At 34.8% G+C, this 20,691-nt stretch carries 21 protein-coding genes and 1 tRNA gene; 14 read left to right on the top strand and 8 right to left on the bottom strand.

All coding sequences use genetic code 11. The features are described 5' to 3' along the window. The first annotated feature begins 124 nt into the window (after positions 1–124). The 3 genes from IGI43_RS07310 (at position 125) to IGI43_RS07300 (ending at position 2,936) form a co-directional block, all read left to right on the top strand. Complete coding sequence (locus IGI43_RS07310) at positions 125–1,249, top strand: LCP family glycopolymer transferase (protein WP_438757155.1); 1,125 nt, start codon at positions 125–127, stop codon at positions 1,247–1,249. A gap of 129 nt (positions 1,250–1,378) precedes the next feature. Continuing rightward, on the top strand, positions 1,379–2,080 hold the full coding sequence (gene nagB, locus IGI43_RS07305; RefSeq protein WP_438757154.1) for a glucosamine-6-phosphate deaminase: 702 nt from the start codon (positions 1,379–1,381) through the stop codon (positions 2,078–2,080). A gap of 148 nt (positions 2,081–2,228) precedes the next feature. Then, positions 2,229–2,936, top strand: a complete 708-nt coding sequence (locus tag IGI43_RS07300; RefSeq protein WP_438757153.1) for an MgtC/SapB family protein — start codon at positions 2,229–2,231, stop codon at positions 2,934–2,936. 161 nt (positions 2,937–3,097) lie between these two features. Here the strand turns inward: IGI43_RS07300 and IGI43_RS07295 are convergent, their stop codons facing one another. The 5 genes from IGI43_RS07295 to nrdH all read right to left on the bottom strand — a co-directional run bounded on the left by IGI43_RS07295 (position 3,098) and on the right by nrdH (position 7,891). Then, positions 3,098–3,922 (bottom strand): DUF92 domain-containing protein, encoded by an 825-nt coding sequence (locus IGI43_RS07295; RefSeq protein ID WP_438757152.1) that lies wholly within the window; start codon positions 3,920–3,922, stop codon positions 3,098–3,100. Positions 3,923–4,095: 173 nt separating this feature from the next. Beyond that, a complete protein-coding gene (nrdF, locus tag IGI43_RS07290) occupies positions 4,096–5,058 on the bottom strand; it encodes a class 1b ribonucleoside-diphosphate reductase subunit beta (RefSeq protein WP_438757151.1) in 963 nt (320 codons plus the stop codon). Between the two features lie 90 nt (positions 5,059–5,148). Further along, complete coding sequence (gene nrdE, locus IGI43_RS07285; protein WP_438757150.1) at positions 5,149–7,308, bottom strand: class 1b ribonucleoside-diphosphate reductase subunit alpha; 2,160 nt, start codon at positions 7,306–7,308, stop codon at positions 5,149–5,151. Then, positions 7,289–7,666 (bottom strand): class Ib ribonucleoside-diphosphate reductase assembly flavoprotein NrdI, encoded by a 378-nt coding sequence (gene nrdI, locus IGI43_RS07280; RefSeq protein ID WP_438757149.1) that lies wholly within the window; start codon positions 7,664–7,666, stop codon positions 7,289–7,291. Before nrdI ends, nrdE begins: the two co-directional genes overlap by 20 nt. After that, the gene (nrdH, locus tag IGI43_RS07275; RefSeq protein WP_207121171.1) at positions 7,667–7,891 is read right to left on the bottom strand and encodes a glutaredoxin-like protein NrdH; all 225 of its coding nucleotides are present in this window, start codon (positions 7,889–7,891) and stop codon (positions 7,667–7,669) included. It abuts the gene before it with no gap. Between the two features lie 486 nt (positions 7,892–8,377). Here nrdH and IGI43_RS07270 point away from each other — a divergent pair, with 486 nt between their 5' ends. The 6 genes from IGI43_RS07270 (at position 8,378) to IGI43_RS07245 (ending at position 13,801) form a co-directional block, all read left to right on the top strand. Continuing rightward, the gene (locus IGI43_RS07270) at positions 8,378–8,845 is read left to right on the top strand and encodes a FeoA family protein (protein WP_438757148.1); all 468 of its coding nucleotides are present in this window, start codon (positions 8,378–8,380) and stop codon (positions 8,843–8,845) included. 3 nt (positions 8,846–8,848) lie between these two features. Then, a complete protein-coding gene (gene feoB / locus IGI43_RS07265) occupies positions 8,849–11,002 on the top strand; it encodes a ferrous iron transport protein B (protein ID WP_438757147.1) in 2,154 nt (717 codons plus the stop codon). 4 nt (positions 11,003–11,006) lie between these two features. Continuing rightward, complete coding sequence (locus IGI43_RS07260) at positions 11,007–11,138, top strand: FeoB-associated Cys-rich membrane protein (protein WP_438757146.1); 132 nt, start codon at positions 11,007–11,009, stop codon at positions 11,136–11,138. 112 nt (positions 11,139–11,250) lie between these two features. Beyond that, a tRNA-Lys gene (locus IGI43_RS07255) sits at positions 11,251–11,323 on the top strand. Between the two features lie 688 nt (positions 11,324–12,011). Beyond that, on the top strand, positions 12,012–12,731 hold the full coding sequence (locus tag IGI43_RS07250) for a potassium channel family protein (RefSeq protein WP_438757145.1): 720 nt from the start codon (positions 12,012–12,014) through the stop codon (positions 12,729–12,731). A 224-nt stretch (positions 12,732–12,955) separates the two neighbouring features. Beyond that, the gene (locus IGI43_RS07245; RefSeq protein ID WP_438757144.1) at positions 12,956–13,801 is read left to right on the top strand and encodes a hypothetical protein; all 846 of its coding nucleotides are present in this window, start codon (positions 12,956–12,958) and stop codon (positions 13,799–13,801) included. A gap of 803 nt (positions 13,802–14,604) precedes the next feature. Here IGI43_RS07245 and IGI43_RS07240 read toward each other — a convergent pair. Continuing rightward, positions 14,605–15,111 carry a phosphatidylglycerophosphatase A family protein gene (locus tag IGI43_RS07240; protein ID WP_438757143.1) on the bottom strand — a complete coding sequence of 169 codons (507 nt, stop codon included), beginning with the start codon at positions 15,109–15,111 and terminating at the stop codon, positions 14,605–14,607. 86 nt (positions 15,112–15,197) lie between these two features. On the opposite strand from IGI43_RS07240, the gene IGI43_RS07235 reads away from it, so the two are divergent. Beyond that, on the top strand, positions 15,198–15,443 hold the full coding sequence (locus tag IGI43_RS07235) for a DUF1450 domain-containing protein (protein WP_438757142.1): 246 nt from the start codon (positions 15,198–15,200) through the stop codon (positions 15,441–15,443). Between the two features lie 139 nt (positions 15,444–15,582). Here the strand turns inward: IGI43_RS07235 and IGI43_RS07230 are convergent, their stop codons facing one another. After that, positions 15,583–16,596 (bottom strand): NAD(P)/FAD-dependent oxidoreductase, encoded by a 1,014-nt coding sequence (locus IGI43_RS07230; protein WP_438757141.1) that lies wholly within the window; start codon positions 16,594–16,596, stop codon positions 15,583–15,585. Between the two features lie 224 nt (positions 16,597–16,820). Between IGI43_RS07230 and IGI43_RS07225 the strand changes: the two genes are divergently transcribed. After that, the gene (locus tag IGI43_RS07225) at positions 16,821–17,408 is read left to right on the top strand and encodes a peptidylprolyl isomerase (protein WP_438757140.1); all 588 of its coding nucleotides are present in this window, start codon (positions 16,821–16,823) and stop codon (positions 17,406–17,408) included. Between the two features lie 147 nt (positions 17,409–17,555). Here the strand turns inward: IGI43_RS07225 and IGI43_RS07220 are convergent, their stop codons facing one another. Next, positions 17,556–18,722, bottom strand: coding sequence for a MalY/PatB family protein (locus IGI43_RS07220; protein ID WP_438757139.1), 1,167 nt, complete (start codon positions 18,720–18,722; stop codon positions 17,556–17,558). A 202-nt stretch (positions 18,723–18,924) separates the two neighbouring features. Here IGI43_RS07220 and IGI43_RS07215 point away from each other — a divergent pair, with 202 nt between their 5' ends. From IGI43_RS07215 to IGI43_RS07205, 3 genes are all read left to right on the top strand, one after another. Further along, on the top strand, positions 18,925–19,293 hold the full coding sequence (locus IGI43_RS07215; protein ID WP_438757138.1) for a CvfD/Ygs/GSP13 family RNA-binding post-transcriptional regulator: 369 nt from the start codon (positions 18,925–18,927) through the stop codon (positions 19,291–19,293). A 64-nt stretch (positions 19,294–19,357) separates the two neighbouring features. Further along, on the top strand, positions 19,358–19,729 hold the full coding sequence (locus tag IGI43_RS07210) for a hypothetical protein (protein ID WP_438757137.1): 372 nt from the start codon (positions 19,358–19,360) through the stop codon (positions 19,727–19,729). A gap of 132 nt (positions 19,730–19,861) precedes the next feature. After that, a complete protein-coding gene (locus IGI43_RS07205) occupies positions 19,862–20,377 on the top strand; it encodes a GNAT family N-acetyltransferase (protein WP_438757136.1) in 516 nt (171 codons plus the stop codon). Positions 20,378–20,691: the final 314 nt, after the last annotated feature.

Here is a 20,691-nt window from a genome sequence, read left to right as displayed (position 1 = left end):
AAAAACTATTATTTTACAAATACATTAAGATATCATGCCAATTTCTCAAAAAAGTTGCGGCTTGATTCAAATTGTGAGAAAATAGATTTCATGAATTATTCTTGCAAAAATGAGGAAGTGTCTTATGAAACTATGGAAAAAAGTAATATTAACTGCTTTAGGATTAGTTCTTGTTTCAGTTGCAGGTTTCTGTGCATACGGGATTAAAATGTATTCAGATGCATCGGGGACAGTAGAAGGTGTATATGAATCAATCGATCGTACCTCTAAAAAAAGAGATATGGCTGTAAATATTGATGCACAAGAACCTTTTTCAGTGTTATTGATGGGGATTGATACTGGGGATTTGGGACGGACAGAGCAAGGGCGTTCTGATACTACAATGGTGGTTACTATTAATCCTAAAGAAAAAAAATCTACAATGATTAGTTTAGATAGAGATATTTTGACTGAGATTGTTGGGTATGGTACAGAAGATAAATTGAACCATGCGTATGCTTTTGGTGGAGCTAAAGGTGGGGCCAAAATGGCGATTGATACAGTAGAGAATTTATTAGATATTCCAATTGATAACTATGTATCAATAAACATGAGAGGCTTAAAAGATTTAATTGACGCTGTAGGTGGCATTGAAGTTGATAATCCATTTGAGTTTACGTTAGATGGTATTACTGTTCCTAAGGGACACATAAAGCTTGATAGTGAGACTGGATTAGCATATGCAAGGATGCGTGAAGAAGATCCAGAAGGCGATATAGGACGTCAAAGAAGACAGCGAGAAGTTGTTGAAAAAATTGTGAATAAGATCATCAGTTTAGATGGTATTTCAAAATACAGAAAAATTTTGGATGCAGTAAAAGATAATGTAAGAACGGATTTAACTTGGGATAATATGGTAGATATTCAGAAAAAGTATATGCCAGCCTTCAAAGATATTGACTCTTTACAGTTAGAGGGGGAAGGTACGGAAATCGGTGGTATCTATTACCAAATTTTAGACCCAACAAAACTATATGATGTACAAACAAATTTGCGCTCTCAATTAGGACTACCCGAAAATAAAGAGATGCAGGCAAAAGATAATACTAACTATAATAATTATATTAGTGGTAATGAGACGGGGGATTATACCGGTACATCTGATGCTACTAATGGTTATGGATACGCTCAAGACACAACTAATGTCGACCCAAATACTTACACTGATCAAAATGTAGTAGATGATGGACAATATTCAGGTGGTTATTAATGAGTAGACTTCTATTCTCGATTGAGAATAGAAGTTTTTTTAATTTCTATCCAATTTAGACTAGAAATCTTTTTTATAGGGTGTTATAATTGGACTATACCAAATATGGATACAAGGGAGAAAGAGCTAATGGATATTATCAAAGTAGTAAACGCTGAAGAAGGCGGAAAGAAAGCATTTGAACTGATCAAAGAAGGCATGAACAATGGTGCAAAAGTATTAGGGCTTGCAACAGGAAGTACGCCAGAAACATTATATAAAGAAATGACTGCAAGCGACATAGACTTTACAGATATGACTTCTGTAAATTTGGATGAATATGTTGGTTTAGGTGGGGAAGATAACCAAAGTTACCGTTACTTCATGAATGATCAATTATTCAATAAAAAGCCATTTAAAAACACATATGTACCAAACGGCAAAGCAGAAGATTTAGCTGCAGAATGCAAACATTATGAAAGTATCATTGACAGCAATCCAATTGATATTCAAATCTTGGGGATTGGTCAAAATGGACACATCGGTTTTAATGAACCAGGAACACCTGTAGATAGTTTCACTCATGTAGTTGAACTAACAGAATCTACAATCAATGCCAACAAACGTAATTTTGAAAAAGTGGAAGATGTGCCTACAAGAGCTGTTTCAATGGGAATCGGTTCAATCATGAAAGGTAAAAAAATGATTTTAATGGCGTTTGGCGAAGAAAAAGCTGATGCGATTAAAGGAATGATCGATGGACCTGTTTCTATCGAGTTACCAGCAAGTCTTTTAAAAAATCATTCAGATGTTGTTGTTATCATTGATGAGGCTGCAGCAAGTAAGTTATAAGAATAAAAGATATATATAATTTTAGAGGATGATCCAAAGCTATTTTTTAGTTTTGGATCATCTTCTCTATTTTTCATATAAATGAATGTTAGTCTCTTTATCTAAATTAGTGCTATAATAAAATAGAAAAGTACTAGGAGGAATGAGTATGATGGATATAGATTTAACGATTCCTGAAATTATTATAAGATTATGTTTAGCCATGTTGATTGGCGGAGTGATTGGTTTTGAACGTCAATATAAAAATAGACCAGCTGGTATGCGGACTCATATTTTAGTTTGCATGGGTGCTACAATCATCGCGTTGATTCAAGTTGAAATTGCTGCAAATGCTCTACAAGATGCGCTTAATCATCCTGAATTGAGTGGCGTAATCCGTTCAGACCAAGCACGTTTGATTGCTCAAGTAGTTAGTGGAATTGGTTTTTTAGGTGCTGGAACAATCATTGTGACAAAACAATCTGTAACAGGTTTGACGACTGCAGCTTCATTATGGGCTATCGCAGGATTAGGGATTGCGATCGGTATGGGGTATTACGCAATTGCTATCACTAGTTCTATTGGTGTATTTATTGCGCTAACCCTAGTGAAAAAAGTAATTCACGTGCCGACAACAAAAAAATTAGAGATTCGTTATATACACAAACAAGAAACCAAAGAATTTATCAATCAGTATTTTGAAGACCATAAAATTGAAATTGAAGATGTAAATTTTAATGTGATAACAGTTGAAGATATGCAGATTAACACAAATATTTATACGATTGATTTGCCAAAAGGAATGACGTACGCTGAGGTCATAGAGGACTTGTCGATTTATAAAAATATAACCAAATTACGATTGGTTAGTATTTAAATTGTCTTGGCTATCGTAAAAAATAAAGAGGCTAGGGTATAACTCACAGAGTTATACCCTAGCCTTAAGTAATTCGCATAAGCGATTGGAACAGAAGCAAATCTCTCTTATTTCTCAGAGTTAAAAACTTCTATCCTAACCTCGTTACTTTTTCATATCCATTATTGTAAATAAAAAATGAGGATCCAACTGACTAAGACGGTTAAGCAGCCGCTAAAAAAATTGACCCAGTCATTTGTCAGCCAAAAAATTCCACTAATTTTTTTTGTTTGTTTTTGATGATGCAACGGTTGTTCAGTTATCTGTCCACAGATAAGACAGCGGTATTTTGTTTGAAGTGTTGCGCCTAAAAAACTATCCACAAGAGAATTAAAAACACCGCAAGTCAGAGGGACAACAATGAATAGATGCGTTGAGAGTTGAGAAACAGGATACCAACTATACATCAGACAAAAAGCAAGTGTAATTAATAGACTTCCAAAGAAAGAAGCAATACTGCCAAGCACAGAAATACCTCCAGAAAGTCCAGGTTCAATCGGTTTAAATGTGAGAATTGAACAAGGAAGATTTTTACTTAAGATCCCTATCTCAGAGCTCCATGTGTCTGCCGTTGCGCCTGCGATGCCACTAATATAACCAATCAAGAATAATTGATTTTCTGTGCAATAGAAAAGAATCAAAGAAACAATCGCTGGAAGACTGTTAGCCAGTACTTGCCAAGCATCTCTTGTATGTCCCTTTTCAACGATAGATTCGTCTTTCGTCATTTTTATAGCTTTTTTTGTCAAATGTATACATCCTGAGCTTGCAAAAAAGAGAATAAGTAATCCCCAAGTCGGCCATATTCCAAAGCCGCAGACAATCGTAGCGATAAAGATTACGGCAAACGCGCCAGATTTTGTAAGGAAATGAGTGATATAGGAAAAGAGACCAATTAGACTTCCTACGATGATTCCCAGAAGTAATTTATAGAATAAAATAGTCATGATGCACCTCGTAAAATAGTTACTTTAGTAAAATCGTGATATTAGAATAAGTATATCATGGAATAGTTATTATCATTAGAGAGAAAAATTCTAACTATCTAGGTAAAAAATAAGTCTAAGATAAAAACTCAAGCAGTTTTATCTTAGACTTATTTTATTTTTCAGAAAAAGAATTACTCCATACCAATCAGATAATCATCATCTTTCATGGCTTCAACAGTTCCTAACAAGTAACCATTACCAACTTGTGAGAAGAAATCATGATTACTTGTACCAGTAGAAATCCCATTCATAACGATTGGATTGACATCATTCGCTGTGTCAGCAAACAATGGATCCATTCCTAGGTTCATCAATGCTTTATTAGCATTATAACGTAAGAAGGTCTTCACTTCTTCAGTCCAACCTAAATCGTCGTATAATTCTTCTGTGTAACGTTCTTCATTTTCATAAAGTTCATAAAGAAGATTATACATCCAATCTTTCATGTCATTTTGTTCTGCTTCAGTCAATTCGTTAAACCCTAATTGGAATTTGTACCCGATATAAGTGCCATGAACAGACTCATCACGAATGATCAATTTGATAATTTCAGCAACGTTTGCTAATTTGTTATTCCCTAAATAATAAAGAGGCGTATAAAAACCAGAATAGAATAAGAATGTTTCTAAATAGACACTGGCAACTTTTTTTTCTAAAGGCGTACCATTTTTATATATTTCATTGATTTTTTCCGCTTTATTTTGTAGATAAATGTTAGTATTCGTCCATTCGAAGATATCATCGATTTCTTTTTTAGTGTTTAATGTACTAAAGATCGATGAATAACTTTTAGCATGAACGGATTCCATAAATTGGATATTATTTAAGACAGCTTCTTCATGGGGAGTGCGAACATCATTTCTTAGTTGCTCCATACCACTTTCAGACTGAACAGTGTCTAGCAGTGTCAAACCGCCAAAAACGTAGCCTACAGTTGTTTTTTCTAGCTCTGAAAGAGTTCTCCAGTCATCTAGATCATTTGATAAAGGGATACGAGTATCTAACCAAAATTGTTCTGTCAATTTCTCCCAAGTTGATTTATCGATCACGTCTTCGATGGCGTTCCAGTTGATCGCTTCATAATATGTTGCCATGTATTTTCCTCCTCATTACCTGTACGTTAAAATACAATAAGTCATAGAACAAGGCGACCAGAGGGCGCCTTGTTTGTTGTTTCGCTTTTTTTAGATCACACAGCTTTCGCATTGGTTACTACCGATCTCTTCAGCATCATCCGTAAATGTTCGTACATAATAAATCGATTTAACACCTTTATGGAAAGCATAATGGCGTAAAATATTTAAATCACGAGTTGTTTGCTTTGGAGAATCTTTCCATTCGTATAAACCTTCTGGCATTTCAGAACGCATAAACAATGTTAAACTCATTCCTTGATCTACGTGTTGTTGTGCCGTTGCATAAACATCGATCACTTTACGCATATCCATGTCATAAGCAGATGTGTAATATGGAATCGTATCATTTGCTAAATGAGGAGCAGGGTAATAAATTTTACCGATTTTCTTTTCTTGACGCTCTTCGATCATACGAGTGATGGGGTGGATACTAGCACTCGTATCATTGATATATGAAATAGAACCATTAGGTGCGACAGCTAAACGATTTTGGTGATATAAGCCGTCTTTTTTCACTGCATCACGTAAACTTGCCCAATCGGAAGCAGTTGGAACAAAAATATCTTTAAAAATGTCTTTGACTTTATCTGATTGTGGAGTGAAATCTCCTTCAATATACTTATCGAAATAGGAACCATTAGCATAATCGGACTTTTCAAAATTATGGAATGTTTCGTTGTATTGTTTTGCTATATTATTACTTTCGACTAAAGTCCAGTAATTTAATAAAGTAAAGTAAACGTTGGTGAAATCAAGTGATTCTTTTGAACCATACTCCATATGGTTTTTAGCAAAGAATGTATGCAGACCCATCGCACCAAGTCCGATTGTGTGACTTAATCTATTTCCGTTTTGAATAGAAGGAACCACATCGATATCAGAAGCATCAGTAACAAATGTTAAGGCACGTGTCATAGCACGAACAGACTTACCAAAGTCAGGACTGTCCATCAAATTGACGATGTTCGTTGAGCCTAAGTTACAACTGATATCTGTACCAAGTGTTTCATATTCTTGTTTACCATTTAAAACAGAAGGTGTTTGCACTTGTAAAATTTCAGAACATAAGTTACTCATGATGATTTTGCCATAAGCTGGATTGCTTCTATTAGCTGTATCGATATTGATAATGTATGGATAGCCAGATTCTTGTTGTAACTTAGAAATTTCATTTTCTAGGTCACGCGCTTTGATTTTACGTTTACGAATTTTAGGATTAGCTACTAGATTATCATATTCTTTAGTAATATCGACATAAGAGAAAGGAACGCCATATTCACGTTCTACACTATATGGGCTGAATAAATACATATCTTCATTGTTGCGAGCTAACTCATAAAATTTATCAGGAACTACAACGCCTAAAGATAAAGTTTTTACACGAACTTTTTCATCCGCATTTTCTTTTTTCGTTGAAAGGAACATTTCGATATCTGGATGGAAAACATTTAGATAAACTACCCCAGCTCCTTGACGCTGACCTAATTGATTAGAATAGCTAAAGCTATCTTCGAACAATTTCATAACAGGAACCACGCCGCTGGCAGCTCCTTCGTAGCCTTTGATTGGAGCTCCTGCTTCACGTAAGTTTGCTAATGTGATCCCCACACCGCCACCAATACGTGATAATTGCAATGCTGAGTTGATTGAACGGCCGATGCTGTTCATATCATCTGTCACTTGGATCAAGAAACAAGAAACAAGCTCACCACGACGTTTACGTCCAGCGTTTAAGAAAGACGGTGTTGCAGGTTGATAACGTTGATGGATCATTTCATCTGCTAAAGTTAAAGCCAATTCTTCGTTACCGTCAGCAAAATATAATGCATTAAAAGCGACACGATCTTCATAGCTTTCTAAGTATTCAGTTCCTTCATTGTTTTTAAGTGCATATTGTGAATAAAACTTGTAAGCTGCCATGAATGATTTGAATTCAAACTGTTGCTCATCAAGAAATATATATAATTGTTCAATAAAAGCCATAGAGTATTTTTCAATAAATGCAGTTTCTAAATAATCATTGTCGATCAAGTATTTGATTTTTTCTTCTATACTATTGAAGGTTCTTGTATTAGGAAGAACATTTTCTTTAAAGAAAGCTTCCAGCGCTTCTTTATCCTTATGTAAAGGAATTTGTCCGTCAACAGGACGATTGATCTCATTATTCAGCTTAAAATAGCTAACATCTTTAATTTCTTTTAGACTCAAGTTCATTCACTACTTTCTTAAAGGATTCCACGTCTTCGTTTGTTCCGCTAAATTCAAAGGCAAAAAGCATTGGAACGTTGTAATCACGTGCTATGTCTTTGGCTGTATAAACAAATAATTCTGCAAAATTTAAGTTGCCGCCTCCAGCAACACCTTGCAAGTTTACTCGATTACTTTTAAAATCAAGAAAATCGTTCACTACTTCAGTGATTTCTTTGTCATAAGTAGGAACGACTAAAACAAAAGGCTCATTTATCTCAAAAAAAGGATTTGCAGGCTCAATTTCATAAGCTGCTAAATCCAATTTTTTAATGAAGCGTCTGGTTTGTCCGGTAACTGTAAAATAGACAATTTTCATTTAGCTAGCCAATTGTTTTAATTGATCAGGACGAAATCCTACAACTGTAGCAGCATCAGAAGTGATAACCGGAACACTTTGGAAACCTTGTTCTTTTAACCAGTCGATTGCATCTGGTTGGATATCGATGTTTACTTCTTCAAATGCTATATTATTCTCGCTCAAAAAGCGTTTTGCCATCTTACATTGGATACAATTATTTTTAGAAAAGATTTTTACGTTCATTTTTAATTCCCCCTAAATTAGTTTACTTTACTAGTATAAATCTCTTAGAAAAAAAGTCAACACTTAGGCACTATATATTGTGGTTGCATTTTGATTCAATACCAAGTTTTGTGTTTTTGAAAGAAATATGAAAACGCGTAGTCTCAATATTTAAACGACTGTTATGATTGTTTTAGCCGTAAAAAAAGAAATTTATTAAATTTTATCTTGAAAATTCTAATCGATTGAACACAAGATGTAGGGGGTAGTAGAAATAGGACACACTAATGAATCAAGCTCTTTTTTGATTGAAAATATTTTCTTATCATGAAGTAGAAAGAAGATTGATTTAAACCTCACAAACAAGTATACTTAATGAGAACGATTCTCAATATCAATAGAATAATAGATGAAACTTTTTCACAATGCTTAAGTCTCCTCTTTTGTACTTTACCTAGATCGTGATAAGTAAGCTCGTTCAGTTTTTAAATTAAGGAGGATAACGCAATGCTGACGTTGGCACAGGCAAAATTGAATAAGGTTTATATAATTGAAAAGATTCAGGCAGAAGGTTTTGCGAAGAAACACTTAAGTAATCTTGGACTTGTGCCAGGTGGAAAAGTTGTGCTGGTGAATTATTCCGGTGAAAATGGCATTGTTTTATTGCACAATAGCCGTATTGCGATCAATTTATCTGTGCTAAAACATATTATAATAGTAGAAAAAAGTATCAATGAAGAAAACTGGTTATCTCTAGATCAATTAAAAGTAGGAGAAAAAGCGCAAGTAGTAGGTATTCATGGGCAAGGTGCTGTTAAAAGAAGGTTAATGGATATGGGACTGACAAAGGGTGTAGATATCCTTGTACGAAAAATGGCGCCTTTAGGAGACCCAATCGAAATCAATCTTCGAGGATATGAACTGACGCTAAGAAAAAATGAAGCCGAATTAGTCTTGGTACAAAAGGAGGGGTAAGCAATGAAAGAACAGCATATCGCACTGACAGGAAATCCGAATAGTGGGAAAACAACAGCATTTAATGCATTGACAGGTGCAAATCAATATGTAGGAAATTGGCCAGGTGTGACGGTTGAACGAAAAGAGGGAAAGCTGAAAAGAAACAAGCAAGTAACGATTCAAGATTTACCAGGTATTTATTCTCTTTCCCCTTACACGCCGGAAGAAGTGGTTGCCAGAGATTATTTGCTCAGTGGTAGTCCAGATGTTATTGTCAATATTGTCGATGCCACAAACTTAGAACGAAACCTATATTTAACAACTCAATTGATGGAGACGGGAATCCCCGTTGTTATTGGTTTGAATATGATGGATATTTTAGATAAAACCGAAAGAAAAATTAATATTGAGAAGCTCTCCTACGGATTAGGAGTAGATGTATTAGGTTTCAGTGCCTTAAAAAATCGTGGATTGGATGACTTAGTAAAAAAAGCAATAAAAGCAACTGACGTTTTTCCTTCAGAATTGAATTATCCAACGTATAATAATCGTTTAGAAGCAGCATTAAACGAAATCATAGACGTTTTAGGGAATAGTGTATTAGAAAAACAAGCACGTTGGTATAGTATCAAATTATTTGAAAGAGATACTAGGATCCAGGCAGAATTAGAATTGAGCACATTGCAGCAAAAAGAAATAGAAGAAATAATTAGGATTGCAGAACAAATTTTTGGTGATGATAGTGAAGCAATCATTATTAATGAACGATACGAATTTATCACTCGTCTAACAGCTCTTTGTGCGATTGAAAGAAATGAAATCACATTTAACACAAGCGATAAGATCGATCGAATCGTGACTAATCGTTGGTTGGCTTTACCGATATTTGCAGCAATCATGTGGTTTGTTTATTATTTAGCGATTCAAACTGTTGGAACGATGGGAACAGACTGGATTAATGATGAATTATTTGGCAATTTTGTACCAAATACAATAGAAGGATTATTGATTAGTTGGCAAGTAGCACCTTGGATGCAAAGTTTGATTATTGATGGAATCATTGCTGGAGTTGGAGCTGTGTTGGGCTTTTTACCTCAGTTAGCCGTTTTATTCTTGTGTTTGGGATTTTTAGAAGATTGCGGCTATATGGCTAGAATTGCCTTTGTTATGGATCGCTTGTTTAGGAAATTTGGCTTATCAGGTAAATCGTTTATTCCTATGTTGATCGCAACGGGTTGTGGAGTACCTGGTGTTATGGCAAGTCGCACGATTGAAAATGAAAAAGACCGTAAGATGACGATCATGGTCACGACCTTCATGCCTTGTTCAGCAAAATTACCAATTATTGCATTAATTGCTGGCGCTTTTTTTCCGAAAAGTAGCTGGGTATCACCATCTGCTTATTTTATCGGGATCGCAGCTATTGTATTATCTGGAATCGCATTGAAAAAGACACGTTCATTTTCAGGAGATCCAGCACCCTTTATTATGGAATTACCAGCGTATCATATGCCACAATTACGTGGCGTTCTCCGTCATGCATACGATCGTAGTAAATCGTTTGTAAAAAAAGCAGGAACAATTATTTTTGTGATGAGTATCATTATTTGGTTTACGTCAACGTATACATTCACACTACAAGAAGCTGCCGAAGACCAAAGTATTTTGGCAAACTTAGGCAAGGTAATTGCACCGTTGTTTGCACCACTTGGCTGGGGAACTTGGCAAGGCGCGGTTGCTACGATTACAGGTTTAGTGGCAAAGGAAAATGTGATTGGTACATTTGGGATTTTGTTTGGTCATGTAGGCGAAGTCTCTGAAGATGGTGTAGAGGTTTGGTCTGCATTACAAGGCACGTTTACACCGGTCGCAGCGTATTCATTTTTGGTCTTTAATTTGTTATGTGCACCCTGTTTTGCGGCTATTGGAGCGATTCGTAGAGAGATGGGCGACTGGAAATGGACTTGGTGTGCGATTGGTTACCAATGTGGTCTAGCATACGTTGTCAGCTTTATTATTTATCAATTTGGGCATGTTTTCTTTGAGCAAGGGCAAATTGGTTTAGGTATATTTATTGCGTCATTACTGCTGATCATTATAGGCTATTATTTAGCTAGAAAACCAAAAGAAAAAGAAGAGATAGTAATCACAATGGCAACTATAGAAAGAGGGTAAGAACATGTCGACGTTTGTTTTAGCAGTCTTGATTTTTGGCGGTGCGGGGTATGTCGTCTTTTCTCGAATCCGTAAAGGAAAGAGCTGTGATGATTGCCACACCACATGTCCTGTGAAGAAAGAAGCAGAAAAGTGAAAAGAGTCCGATACAGTGAGATAAAATACTTGTAATTTATTTCACTGTGTCTGATGTTTCCTCTTGAATAAACGCCTTTCAAGTGCTACAATACTTAAGTGTTAAATTATTCGGGTCGTTAGCTCAGTTGGTAGAGCAGCTGACTCTTAATCAGCGGGTCATGGGTTCGAGCCCCTTACGACCCATTGGGTGCCAAACCCACGAGAACGGTATTCTGTCGGCGTCTTTAGACGTTTAGAAGATGGAATAGGCGTTCTCTTTTTTGTCTATTTTAATCTCGTGAACAAAAATTGATCACATTTTTGATAAATCAAAAAGCCATTAGCACTGACTCATTCAAGTCAATTACTAGTGGCTTATATTATTTATCATTCAAAGATTTTAAAATCGCTAGAATATGTTCTAATGTTTCGTCCTCCAAACCGACTAATTTAGTATTGACCGCTGAAACTAGTTGGCTATGATTTTTAGGTTCATAGAGAAAGTTACTAAATGAATGAACATGTATTTAGTGAAAATACTCTTATGATTTTTATAAAATTAAACGCCATTACCGAACTATCTTCATGTAGAATATAATCAGATGAAGCAACAAATCGACGATGTAAGTTTTGAAGACTATAAGAAGATGGCTTTTGCAGATACCTCCTTTGATTATTATTCTATATGATCACAAATTTTTTAATATTGAGAACCGTTTCAAAAAGAAGGTACATGGTATTTTTTACATAGTTGAAATTAGCTCTCAGTAAACGAAATTGACAGCAGTCACATTTTTAATTTAACCATATGCATAAAGAAAATGGTAAAATGAAGTTGCGAGATTTTTTATACTACCAAATAGTGATATAGCTTTAGAGGAGATGAACTGATTTGAGCCAAAAGATGATACATAAATTATACGTAGTAAGTGATTTTATCCTAACCTTTTTTTGGATATTACTTTTTATATTAAGTTTAGCCGGTGTAATTAGTATTAGTAGCTTTCCCTATAATCTAATAGATACTTCTATACTAATATTATTCACTATTAGTTATTTAGTAAGATTTTTACTAGCAACAAATAAGAGAAAGTACTTTACAGAGAATATATTTGATTTATTCGCAATCATTCCTTTAAGTCTCTTAAATATCGGCATTTTAGCAAAATCAAATAGAATATTTAGAATCGTAAATTTGTTGGCAAAGTTAGGTCATAATAAGAACAGTATCTTATATAGAAATGGGTTTATATATGCATTGTATGCTAGTGCCTGTATTGTGTTTGTAGGTAGTGGTTTTTTTAGTGTAGTTGAAAATATTAGTTATGAAGATAGTATTTGGTGGAGCATTGTAACTATGACTACAGTGGGCTACGGAGATATAGTACCAAAAACGGGATGGGGAAAAATTATAGCTGCGATAACAATGTTATTTGGTATCGGCTTCATTGGTATGCTGACCTCAACAATAACGAACTATTTTAGAGGTAAAAAGACGAATAAAAAGAAAGACAAACCAGAGAATGAAGATATAAAACAGTTAAATAACAAAGTGGATGAATTGACGAAATTAGTTGAAAATTTATCTAAAAACTTAGAAGATAAAAACTGAAATCGTTTAGAACGATATGTATCTATTGGCAAAAAAGAAATAGGTAAGCATTCAGGGTCCATGAAAATGGTATTTTATACACTAGATGCTTCAAACATGAAATAGGTGTTTTCTTTTTTATTTATTCATTCGTAAATAGCCCAATAAAGAGAGTAGTCATATGAAGTGAGTATTCCATTATTTAATGATAAACTGTAGTAAGGAAATACCTAGGGGGAAAAATTATGAAAAAGAAATTTATTTATTCATTTATATTACTTGCAAGCTTATCCTTGGCTGCCTGTGGCGGAAAAGATAAGACCACTGAAAGTTCAACTTCAACTAAGAAAACTGAAAAAACTAGTCAAACGACTACAATATCTAGTAGCCAAAGCGCAACAAAATCATCCTCGTCAGAAACAAAGACAAGTGAAAGCCAATCTACTATTAAATCAGAAAAAAATACACCAGCAAAACAAGCAGAGGCGGTTTTAAATCAGTTAAATAAAGAGTTTCCAAACGATCAACTACCACAAGCAATCTTAACAAGCCAAACTCCGGAGTATTTGACTGCAGCAACGACAAGTACAGCTGATCAAGGGAATTTTAGACTCTTATATTATGCTGAAAATCGTGCGATCGCGGTCAATGATCTTGCCGTCAACGACTTGCAACCAATCGCTTCTTTCGAAAAAAAATCTTATGATTCAACTACTGCAGCAGCTAATGCGGTCAATCAAATCATTGATAACGGTGGAAGACAGGTTGATTTAGGTTACGGTATTACGGGGTATCAACAAGGAGCTGCAGGTTCTAGTTTCTTATCATGGCAAGAAGGAAATTGGAGTATGGTCGTTAGAGCTTCAAATGTTGGGGGAGAAAAAGCTGAACCTTTAGCTAAAGAAGCTGTAGCTTATTTAGAAACAGCGATGCTCCCAGCACCTCAAAATGTTGGCCAACTATCTTTAACAACAACTACAAGTGATAGTTATCAAAATAATTCAGTTGTTTGGCAAAGAGGAACAACAGTATACACGATTCAACATTTCGATGCACTACAAGCACTTAAAATGACGGTATCAACAAATTGATGATTTGAATAATTATTTTAAAAGGAAACGAAAGTAAATTCAAGCTAGTTAATAAGAATGTCTACTGACAAAAAAGTAGAATGAAAGTCTTTTACCTACGATTTCTTTAAAGAATAATCGATTTATAATGAAAAAATAAAGCACAATCAGCATTGACGAAACATTCACTCATCTTGTACAATAAGTACAGGATAGAAGTGAAATAATAAAATAAAAAAAGGCACTTCACAGTTTGGTGGCCGCCAAACTACGAAGCCCTGATGAGTCAAGAGACTGACCAATCAAGTTGCCCTCGTCAATGCAAAAGCACTGACATGATTTATTGTACTCAATTTTTAGGAAAATATCTACCCCTAAAAATACAGGAGAGGATGAACATGCCAGCGTTTACTTATTGAACGATACAACGGTATTGGAAGTAATTCTGATACCGTTTTTTATTTTTTTACTTCTATCTCTTATTGTAGATATCCTTGTCAATTTTGTAGACTCGTTTAAGACAAGTCTCAATTAACGAATTAGGGTATATTGAATAAAGTTTACCACTATAGGTTTTGATTTATCTTTTGGGGAAGAAAATCAAATGATTGAAGAAATGTGCTCATTAAATCAGAATAAACTCTTTTTTGCCTATAGTGGTAGCTTTAAACATAAGTATATGAGTATGTCGTATACTTTAAACTTATTATAATATAAGGGTTACTTCGGACGCAATTGAAAAGCTGTCAAAAATATAAAAAAGCCGAAACCTTAGTATACTTACCGACTCATCTTGGTATACTAAGGTTTTTCTCGTATTATTATTATTGTGTGATACTGCTTTTTTCAGGTTGAGAATGAGCTAAACGACTAGCTGCAGCTGCTGCGATAGCACCGACAATGTCATCTAAAAACGTATGAACTTGCGGTCCTTCATGAGAATTCAATCTGGCCAAAATACCAGGTTTTACTTTATCAATATAGCCGTAATTTGTAAAACCGATTGAACCATAAACATTTACGATCGAAAGTGCCAAAACTTCGTCAATACCATAAAGTCCATCATCTTTTTCTAAAATCTCTTGTAAAGGATGAAGCAATTTTTTTTCTTCAGCTAAAATATCTAATTGAATACCCGTAATAATCGTATTATGAACCTCACGTTTTGATAAAACACTGTTAACGTGTTCAATACAAGTGGCAAGATCAAGATACTCCATGTATGGCTTTTGTAAAAATAAAACTAGTTCTGCTAAATCGTTCATTTCAACACCACGATCTTTCAGTAATTGACGAGCCTCTTTCTCTAACGTTTTACCTTCTATTACCAAAATAAAAAACCTCCAATGCGTCATTTTTAAATTTAGAATATATCAATGGTATACTATCTAAAGATAAAAATGCAAGGAGAAGATCAATGAATCCACTAATAGAATGTTGTGAACAAAATTTAGCTAAAGGCGGAGAAGTGTTGTTAAGCGATCCGTTTATTGAAGAAAATGGTGATGTGATTTCTTATTCTTGTATGAATGAGTGTGATCTTTGTGCGCAAACATTCTTTGTTTTATTTGAAGGAGAACGAATTACAGGTGCCACACCAGAAGATCTAATTGTTAATGTCAAGAAAGCAATTTTGCTTTGGCAAGAAGAAATGGGGAACTGATGCCTATAAAAAGAGCTAGGAACAAAAAGCGTTTAACTTCGAAAAATAAGAGGAAATTTTTGTGAATTTCAACTTATTTCCGAAGGCGTTGCTTCTGCTCCTAGCCTCTTTTTTGCTAACTGATGTTAGCTACCGTATATTAAAACTTATTCGCTTCTTTTCCTTCAAATAAACTAGTACTATGCATCGGTTGCGTTCTTGTATCTGGTTTAATAAAGTGTAAGGCATTGTTGACGGCTGTAGGTGCTTCACCGAATCCTGTTGCGATTAGTTTTACTTTTCCGTCATAATTACAAATATCGCCAACAGCATAAACACCGGGAATGTTTGTAGACATATCCGAATTGACTTCGATTGCGTTTCGACTTACGTCTAATCCCCAGTCTTTTAAGTGACTCAAAGATGAAGTAAACCCATAATTGATGATCAAAGAATCCAAAGTCAGCTTTTCAAAATTATCTGCTTTCGTTTCTTTCAATTGTATGCCTTTGAATGAATTATCCTCTACCAATAATTGATCGATAATATAAGGTGTGTAGATAGATACTTCAGAGTTTTTTAAATTATCCACACTATGCTCATGTCCGCGAAAATCGGGACGACGATGGATGATCGAAACTTCTTCAGCAATTGGCTCTAACATCAAAGCCCAATCAATTGCAGAATCGCCGCCGCCTGCTATCGCAACTTTTTTTCCAGAAAATTTGTTCATATCTGTAACATAATAATGAACGTGATTTCCTTCAAGCTCAGCAGCACCATCAATGGTTAGACGTCTAGGCTGAAATGAACCGTTCCCGATAGCGAAAATAACTGCTTTAGAATAATGAATACCTTTTGAGGTTTCGATACGTAAGTAACCATCTTCTTGAACTAAATTCTTCACTTCTTCTTCCAGACATGTTTCATGTGCGAAAGGAGCAATTTGCTTTTCTAAATTTTCAATTAGCTCACTGGCTTTAATTGCAGGGAAACCAGGAACATCATAAATATATTTCTCAGGGTATAGGGTTGATAGTTGCCCGCCAAGTTGGGGTAAACTATCAATAATTTTTGTTTTCGCTTTGCGGATTCCTGCATAAAAAGCGGCGAAAAGACCGACAGGACCTGCACCGACTATAGTTAGATCATAAATGTTTTTTGAATCAGACATCAAAATTCCCTCCAGTTTCTATAATAAAAAAGTTTTCATCTATATGAAATGAAACCAAAAATGTAGTATATCGTTTTTCACAAAATAGCACTTGTAACAGAAAAAAGCAAGTAAGAGTTTGTGAAAAAAGCTGATCTTTAAAGAGTAGCAAAGATATTAGAATTTTCAAGTGAAGTTGTTTATGATATTATAAGTAAGTAAAAATTAACGAGGAGGAAATAACGATGTCAGAATTTCCACAATTAGATTTAGCAAATGCAAAAGGTCCTAAAGCCTTGATAAAAACAAACCGCGGAGACATTATGGTTCAACTTTTTCCAGAACATGCACCAAAAACAGTTGAAAACTTTGTTCAATTAGCGAAAAAAGGATATTACGATGGCGTAATTTTTCACCGTGTAATTCCAGATTTCATGATCCAAGGGGGAGATCCCACAGGAACAGGTATGGGTGGTGAAAGTATTTACGGTGAGAAATTTGAAGATGAATTTTCTAAAGATGTCTTTAATTTACGTGGCGCACTATCGATGGCGAATGCTGGGCCAAATACGAACGGAAGTCAGTTCTTTATCGTAAACAACCAAAATGTACCAGCCAATATGTTTGGTCAATTAGAAGGTGCTGGTTTTCCAACAGAGGTGATCGAAGCTTATAAAAAAGGCGGAACACCTTGGTTAGATTTCCGTCATACGGTTTTTGGTCATGTAGTAGAAGGTATGGATGTAGTGGATGAAATCGGTGGAGTACAAAGAGATTCTCAAGATCGTCCGACATTTGATGTAGTCATTGATAAAATAGAAATTAATGAATAAGAATTTTGTGACTGACTAAAAAAGGCCGAGACAAAAGCGTTTAGCTCCGAAAAATAAGAAGGAGCTGCTTTTGTCTCGCCTTTTATTCAGATAGAAGCCCTGAAACAAAAACTGATTTTTAGTTTTTGTCTCGGGCTCTTTTTATAATTATTCAAAAGAACGTTTTATTCTAAGGAGGCCTTCTAATAGTGTTTCTTTTGGACAAGCTACATTCAAGCGCATATGTTGTGTACCGTTAGGGCCAAAGCTGATTCCTGGATTTAGAACAACTTTCCCTTTGTGTATGAGTTGATTTTGTAGCTGTGCATCGGTCAATTTAAAAGCAGAGAAATCTAGCCAAATCAAATAAGTTCCTTCAGGGTGCATCATTTTGACAGCGGGAAGTTCAGTTTTTAAGAATTCACTGACCGTATCGATGTTTCCTTTTAGATAAACGAGCAAATCTTCCAACCACTTATCACCATGCTCGTAAGCAGCTTCTGTTCCCACATAGCCGAAAATATTGATTTCATTTTGGAAATTTCGTTCCTGTGCTGCAACAAATTGTTTCCGCAAATCAGGATTTTCGATAAAAATCATTGAATTTTTAATACCAGCTAAATTGAATGTTTTTGTTGCTGCCGTTAAAGTGATAGAGAAATCTTTAAATGTCGGATGAACATTCATAAAAGTTGTAAAGACATGAGGTGCGAAGATCAAATCTTGGTGTATCTCGTCACTAATGACAAGAATATCGTATTTTGCACATAATTTACCAAAAGCCTCTAATTCAGTTTTTGTCCAGACACGTCCTCCTGGATTGTGAGGATTACAAAGAATAAAAAGGCGAATATTTTCAGCAATGATCTGCTTTTCCATTCCTTCAAGGTCCATAATAAAATGCTCGTGATCCGTTAATAACTGACTGCGGACAAGTTTGCGATCATTTTGTTCAACAACTTTGGCAAACGGAGGATAAACAGGATCATGAATCAAAATAGCATCACCAGGTTCAGTATAGGCTTGAATAGCTAAAGAGAGGCTAGGCACAACACCGCTATTGAACAGAATTGCTTCTTTACTGATTGAATAATCATGGTGTCTTTGCTGCCAATTTTGAATTGTTTTATATAATGAATCAGGAGCAGGTGAGTAACCCAAAATACCTTGCTCAGCTGTTTTCCTTAATGCATCTAGCACGGGTGTGTTTGCTTTGAAATCCATGTCTGCTATCCACAAAGGTAACAAGTCATCTTCTCCATAAGTATCTTTAATGGAATCCCATTTAGAGCAATTCGTATTACGACGATTATAGACTGTATCAAATTCTACCATTCAGCTCTTCCTTTCTATTGATAAATCTTTTTACTTAAACAACTCTTAATTATAGTATAATGGAGTTTGAATAAAATATGAACAAAAAGAGCCAAAATAATATAAATCGTAGAAATAAATTCATGCACTTTTTAATGGAACATGATATCATTTTAAATGAGAAAAACATATGAGTTGGGAATAATGAAAAGAGGATAATAATATGGAATACAAAATAGGGATGATCCTTGATGGAACAATTACCGGTCTTCAGCCTTATGGTGCTTTTGTTTCGCTAAGCGATACTGTCCAAGGATTGATACACGTTTCAGAAGTGCAAGCAGGATATACCAAAAACATTCATAGTCTATTAACAGTTGGACAAAAAGTTCAAGTTCAAGTAATTGATATCGATGAGTATTCAAAAAAAATCAGCCTGTCTTTGAGAACTTTAGAACCCCAAGTACAACAACCGAATCATCGACGTAAAAAGTATTTCACGAATAAAAATAAAAAAATTGGGTTTGAATCGTTAGAAAAAGAGCTCCCTGTCTGGACTGATGAGGCAATGGATGCACTGCTTGAGAAATAATTCTGTTTTTTTTCAGAAAATATGGTACAATTTCCGTAGTTTCTGAAAACAAAAATTAATTGAGGTGGATGTTTTGTCTAACAAAAAAGTCGCTGGTACGATTATGCTGAACTTAAATGATGGTTCTAAGAAGTTTCTGGTTCATCCAGTTGGTGAGTCAATGGCGTTTGTTACAACAAAAGTTTCTGAAGAAATGACAGGATTAGCAAGTATGTTGCAAGTTTTCAAAGAAGAAATTCAACTAGATGTAACGTCAATTAATTTAGTTGAGTTAACAAATGCTCATACAGACGCAGAAAATATGCCCTTATTTGTGTTTGAAATGAATGAAGATCATGCAGTCCCAACGATTGATGATAGATATGTATGGGAAAAACCATCTGAATTAAAAAACTTATTAGCTTCTTATGATATTGAAGGAGTACCGATGTTTTAAAACGAAACAGATACATAAAAATAAAAGGAATTTGCTAGTGAGCGCCTTTTATCCCAGTTTTAAAAAGCCTAGCAAAACTGAATACTAGTTTTGCTAGGCTTTTTTCCACTATAGTATTAGGAGATAATGACGATGAAATTAAAACAAGCATCAATAGAAGAAACGCAGTTAGCAATGTCTTTATTAAAGGAAAGTGCTGAATGGCTAAAAGAGTCAGGTAGCAATCAATGGTCGGACGTTTTACAAGGTGAAGATAGACATGGATTAGCAGACGCTGTTGCAAAAGGAGAAGTCTATTTCTTCTATAATAAGAATCAATTAATAGGAATGACAGCTGCTTGGGTAAAACCGACAGATTGGGATAAACTACTTTGGGAAAACATTGGATTCGATCAAATAGCCTGCTATCTTCATCGTGTAATCATTCGTCCTTCATACAGAGGAAAAGATTACGGACAAGAATTATTAAGTGCTTTAAAAGTAAAATTTAGGAATGAAGTATCGGAGTTACGATTAGATTGTTTAGCTAGTAATCAGAAGTTAATACGTTTCTATACAGGAAATGAATTCATAAACGTCGGAAGTTCTAAAGATTCTAATGGAAATAAATTCGAACTATTTTCATACATGTTTAAAAAACAATCGTGATTAAACGATATTTTAACAGAAATAAAGCTGTGAAATTGAATTAACATCTTAAAGGCGAAAATAGGATTTATAAGCGAAAAAAAGTGGAAAATATTTTTTGTTTTTTTTAAAAAAATGGTTGACCAATAAAGAAAAACTTGTTATATTATATCTTGTCGCAAGGCACTGATGAAATACGCCAAACGATAAAAATAGAATAACATTTCAGGTTTATAAAAACTTGAAAAATCAGGAAGAAAGTTGTTGACAAATAACAAACGACCTGATAAACTAATGAAGTTGTCGCGAAACATTCGATAACATCAAGCAGAGAA

Origin of the sequence: Enterococcus sp. AZ126 (assembly GCF_051714545.1) — a bacterium.
In the GTDB taxonomy this organism is placed as follows: Bacteria; Bacillota; Bacilli; order Lactobacillales; family Enterococcaceae; genus Enterococcus_L.
The sequence above is the reverse complement of the archived record's forward strand: the minus strand, read 5'-3'. Positions and strand labels throughout refer to the sequence as shown.

Excerpts from the sequence above, each read along its gene's own strand:
- IGI43_RS07310 (WP_438757155.1), top strand. The coding sequence starts at position 125 with ATGAAACTATGGAAAAAAGTAATATTAACTGCTTTAGGATTAGTTCTT.
- nagB (WP_438757154.1), top strand. The coding sequence starts at position 1,379 with ATGGATATTATCAAAGTAGTAAACGCTGAAGAAGGCGGAAAGAAAGCA.
- IGI43_RS07300 (WP_438757153.1), top strand. The coding sequence starts at position 2,229 with ATGATGGATATAGATTTAACGATTCCTGAAATTATTATAAGATTATGT.
- IGI43_RS07295 (WP_438757152.1), bottom strand. The coding sequence starts at position 3,922 with ATGACTATTTTATTCTATAAATTACTTCTGGGAATCATCGTAGGAAGT.
- nrdF (WP_438757151.1), bottom strand. The coding sequence starts at position 5,058 with ATGGCAACATATTATGAAGCGATCAACTGGAACGCCATCGAAGACGTG.
- nrdI (WP_438757149.1), bottom strand. The coding sequence starts at position 7,666 with ATGAAAATTGTCTATTTTACAGTTACCGGACAAACCAGACGCTTCATT.
- nrdH (WP_207121171.1), bottom strand. The coding sequence starts at position 7,891 with ATGAACGTAAAAATCTTTTCTAAAAATAATTGTATCCAATGTAAGATG.
- IGI43_RS07270 (WP_438757148.1), top strand. The coding sequence starts at position 8,378 with ATGCTGACGTTGGCACAGGCAAAATTGAATAAGGTTTATATAATTGAA.
- feoB (WP_438757147.1), top strand. The coding sequence starts at position 8,849 with ATGAAAGAACAGCATATCGCACTGACAGGAAATCCGAATAGTGGGAAA.
- IGI43_RS07260 (WP_438757146.1), top strand. The coding sequence starts at position 11,007 with ATGTCGACGTTTGTTTTAGCAGTCTTGATTTTTGGCGGTGCGGGGTAT.
- IGI43_RS07245 (WP_438757144.1), top strand. The coding sequence starts at position 12,956 with ATGAAAAAGAAATTTATTTATTCATTTATATTACTTGCAAGCTTATCC.
- IGI43_RS07235 (WP_438757142.1), top strand. The coding sequence starts at position 15,198 with ATGAATCCACTAATAGAATGTTGTGAACAAAATTTAGCTAAAGGCGGA.
- IGI43_RS07230 (WP_438757141.1), bottom strand. The coding sequence starts at position 16,596 with ATGTCTGATTCAAAAAACATTTATGATCTAACTATAGTCGGTGCAGGT.
- IGI43_RS07225 (WP_438757140.1), top strand. The coding sequence starts at position 16,821 with ATGTCAGAATTTCCACAATTAGATTTAGCAAATGCAAAAGGTCCTAAA.
- IGI43_RS07220 (WP_438757139.1), bottom strand. The coding sequence starts at position 18,722 with ATGGTAGAATTTGATACAGTCTATAATCGTCGTAATACGAATTGCTCT.
- IGI43_RS07215 (WP_438757138.1), top strand. The coding sequence starts at position 18,925 with ATGGAATACAAAATAGGGATGATCCTTGATGGAACAATTACCGGTCTT.
- IGI43_RS07205 (WP_438757136.1), top strand. The coding sequence starts at position 19,862 with ATGAAATTAAAACAAGCATCAATAGAAGAAACGCAGTTAGCAATGTCT.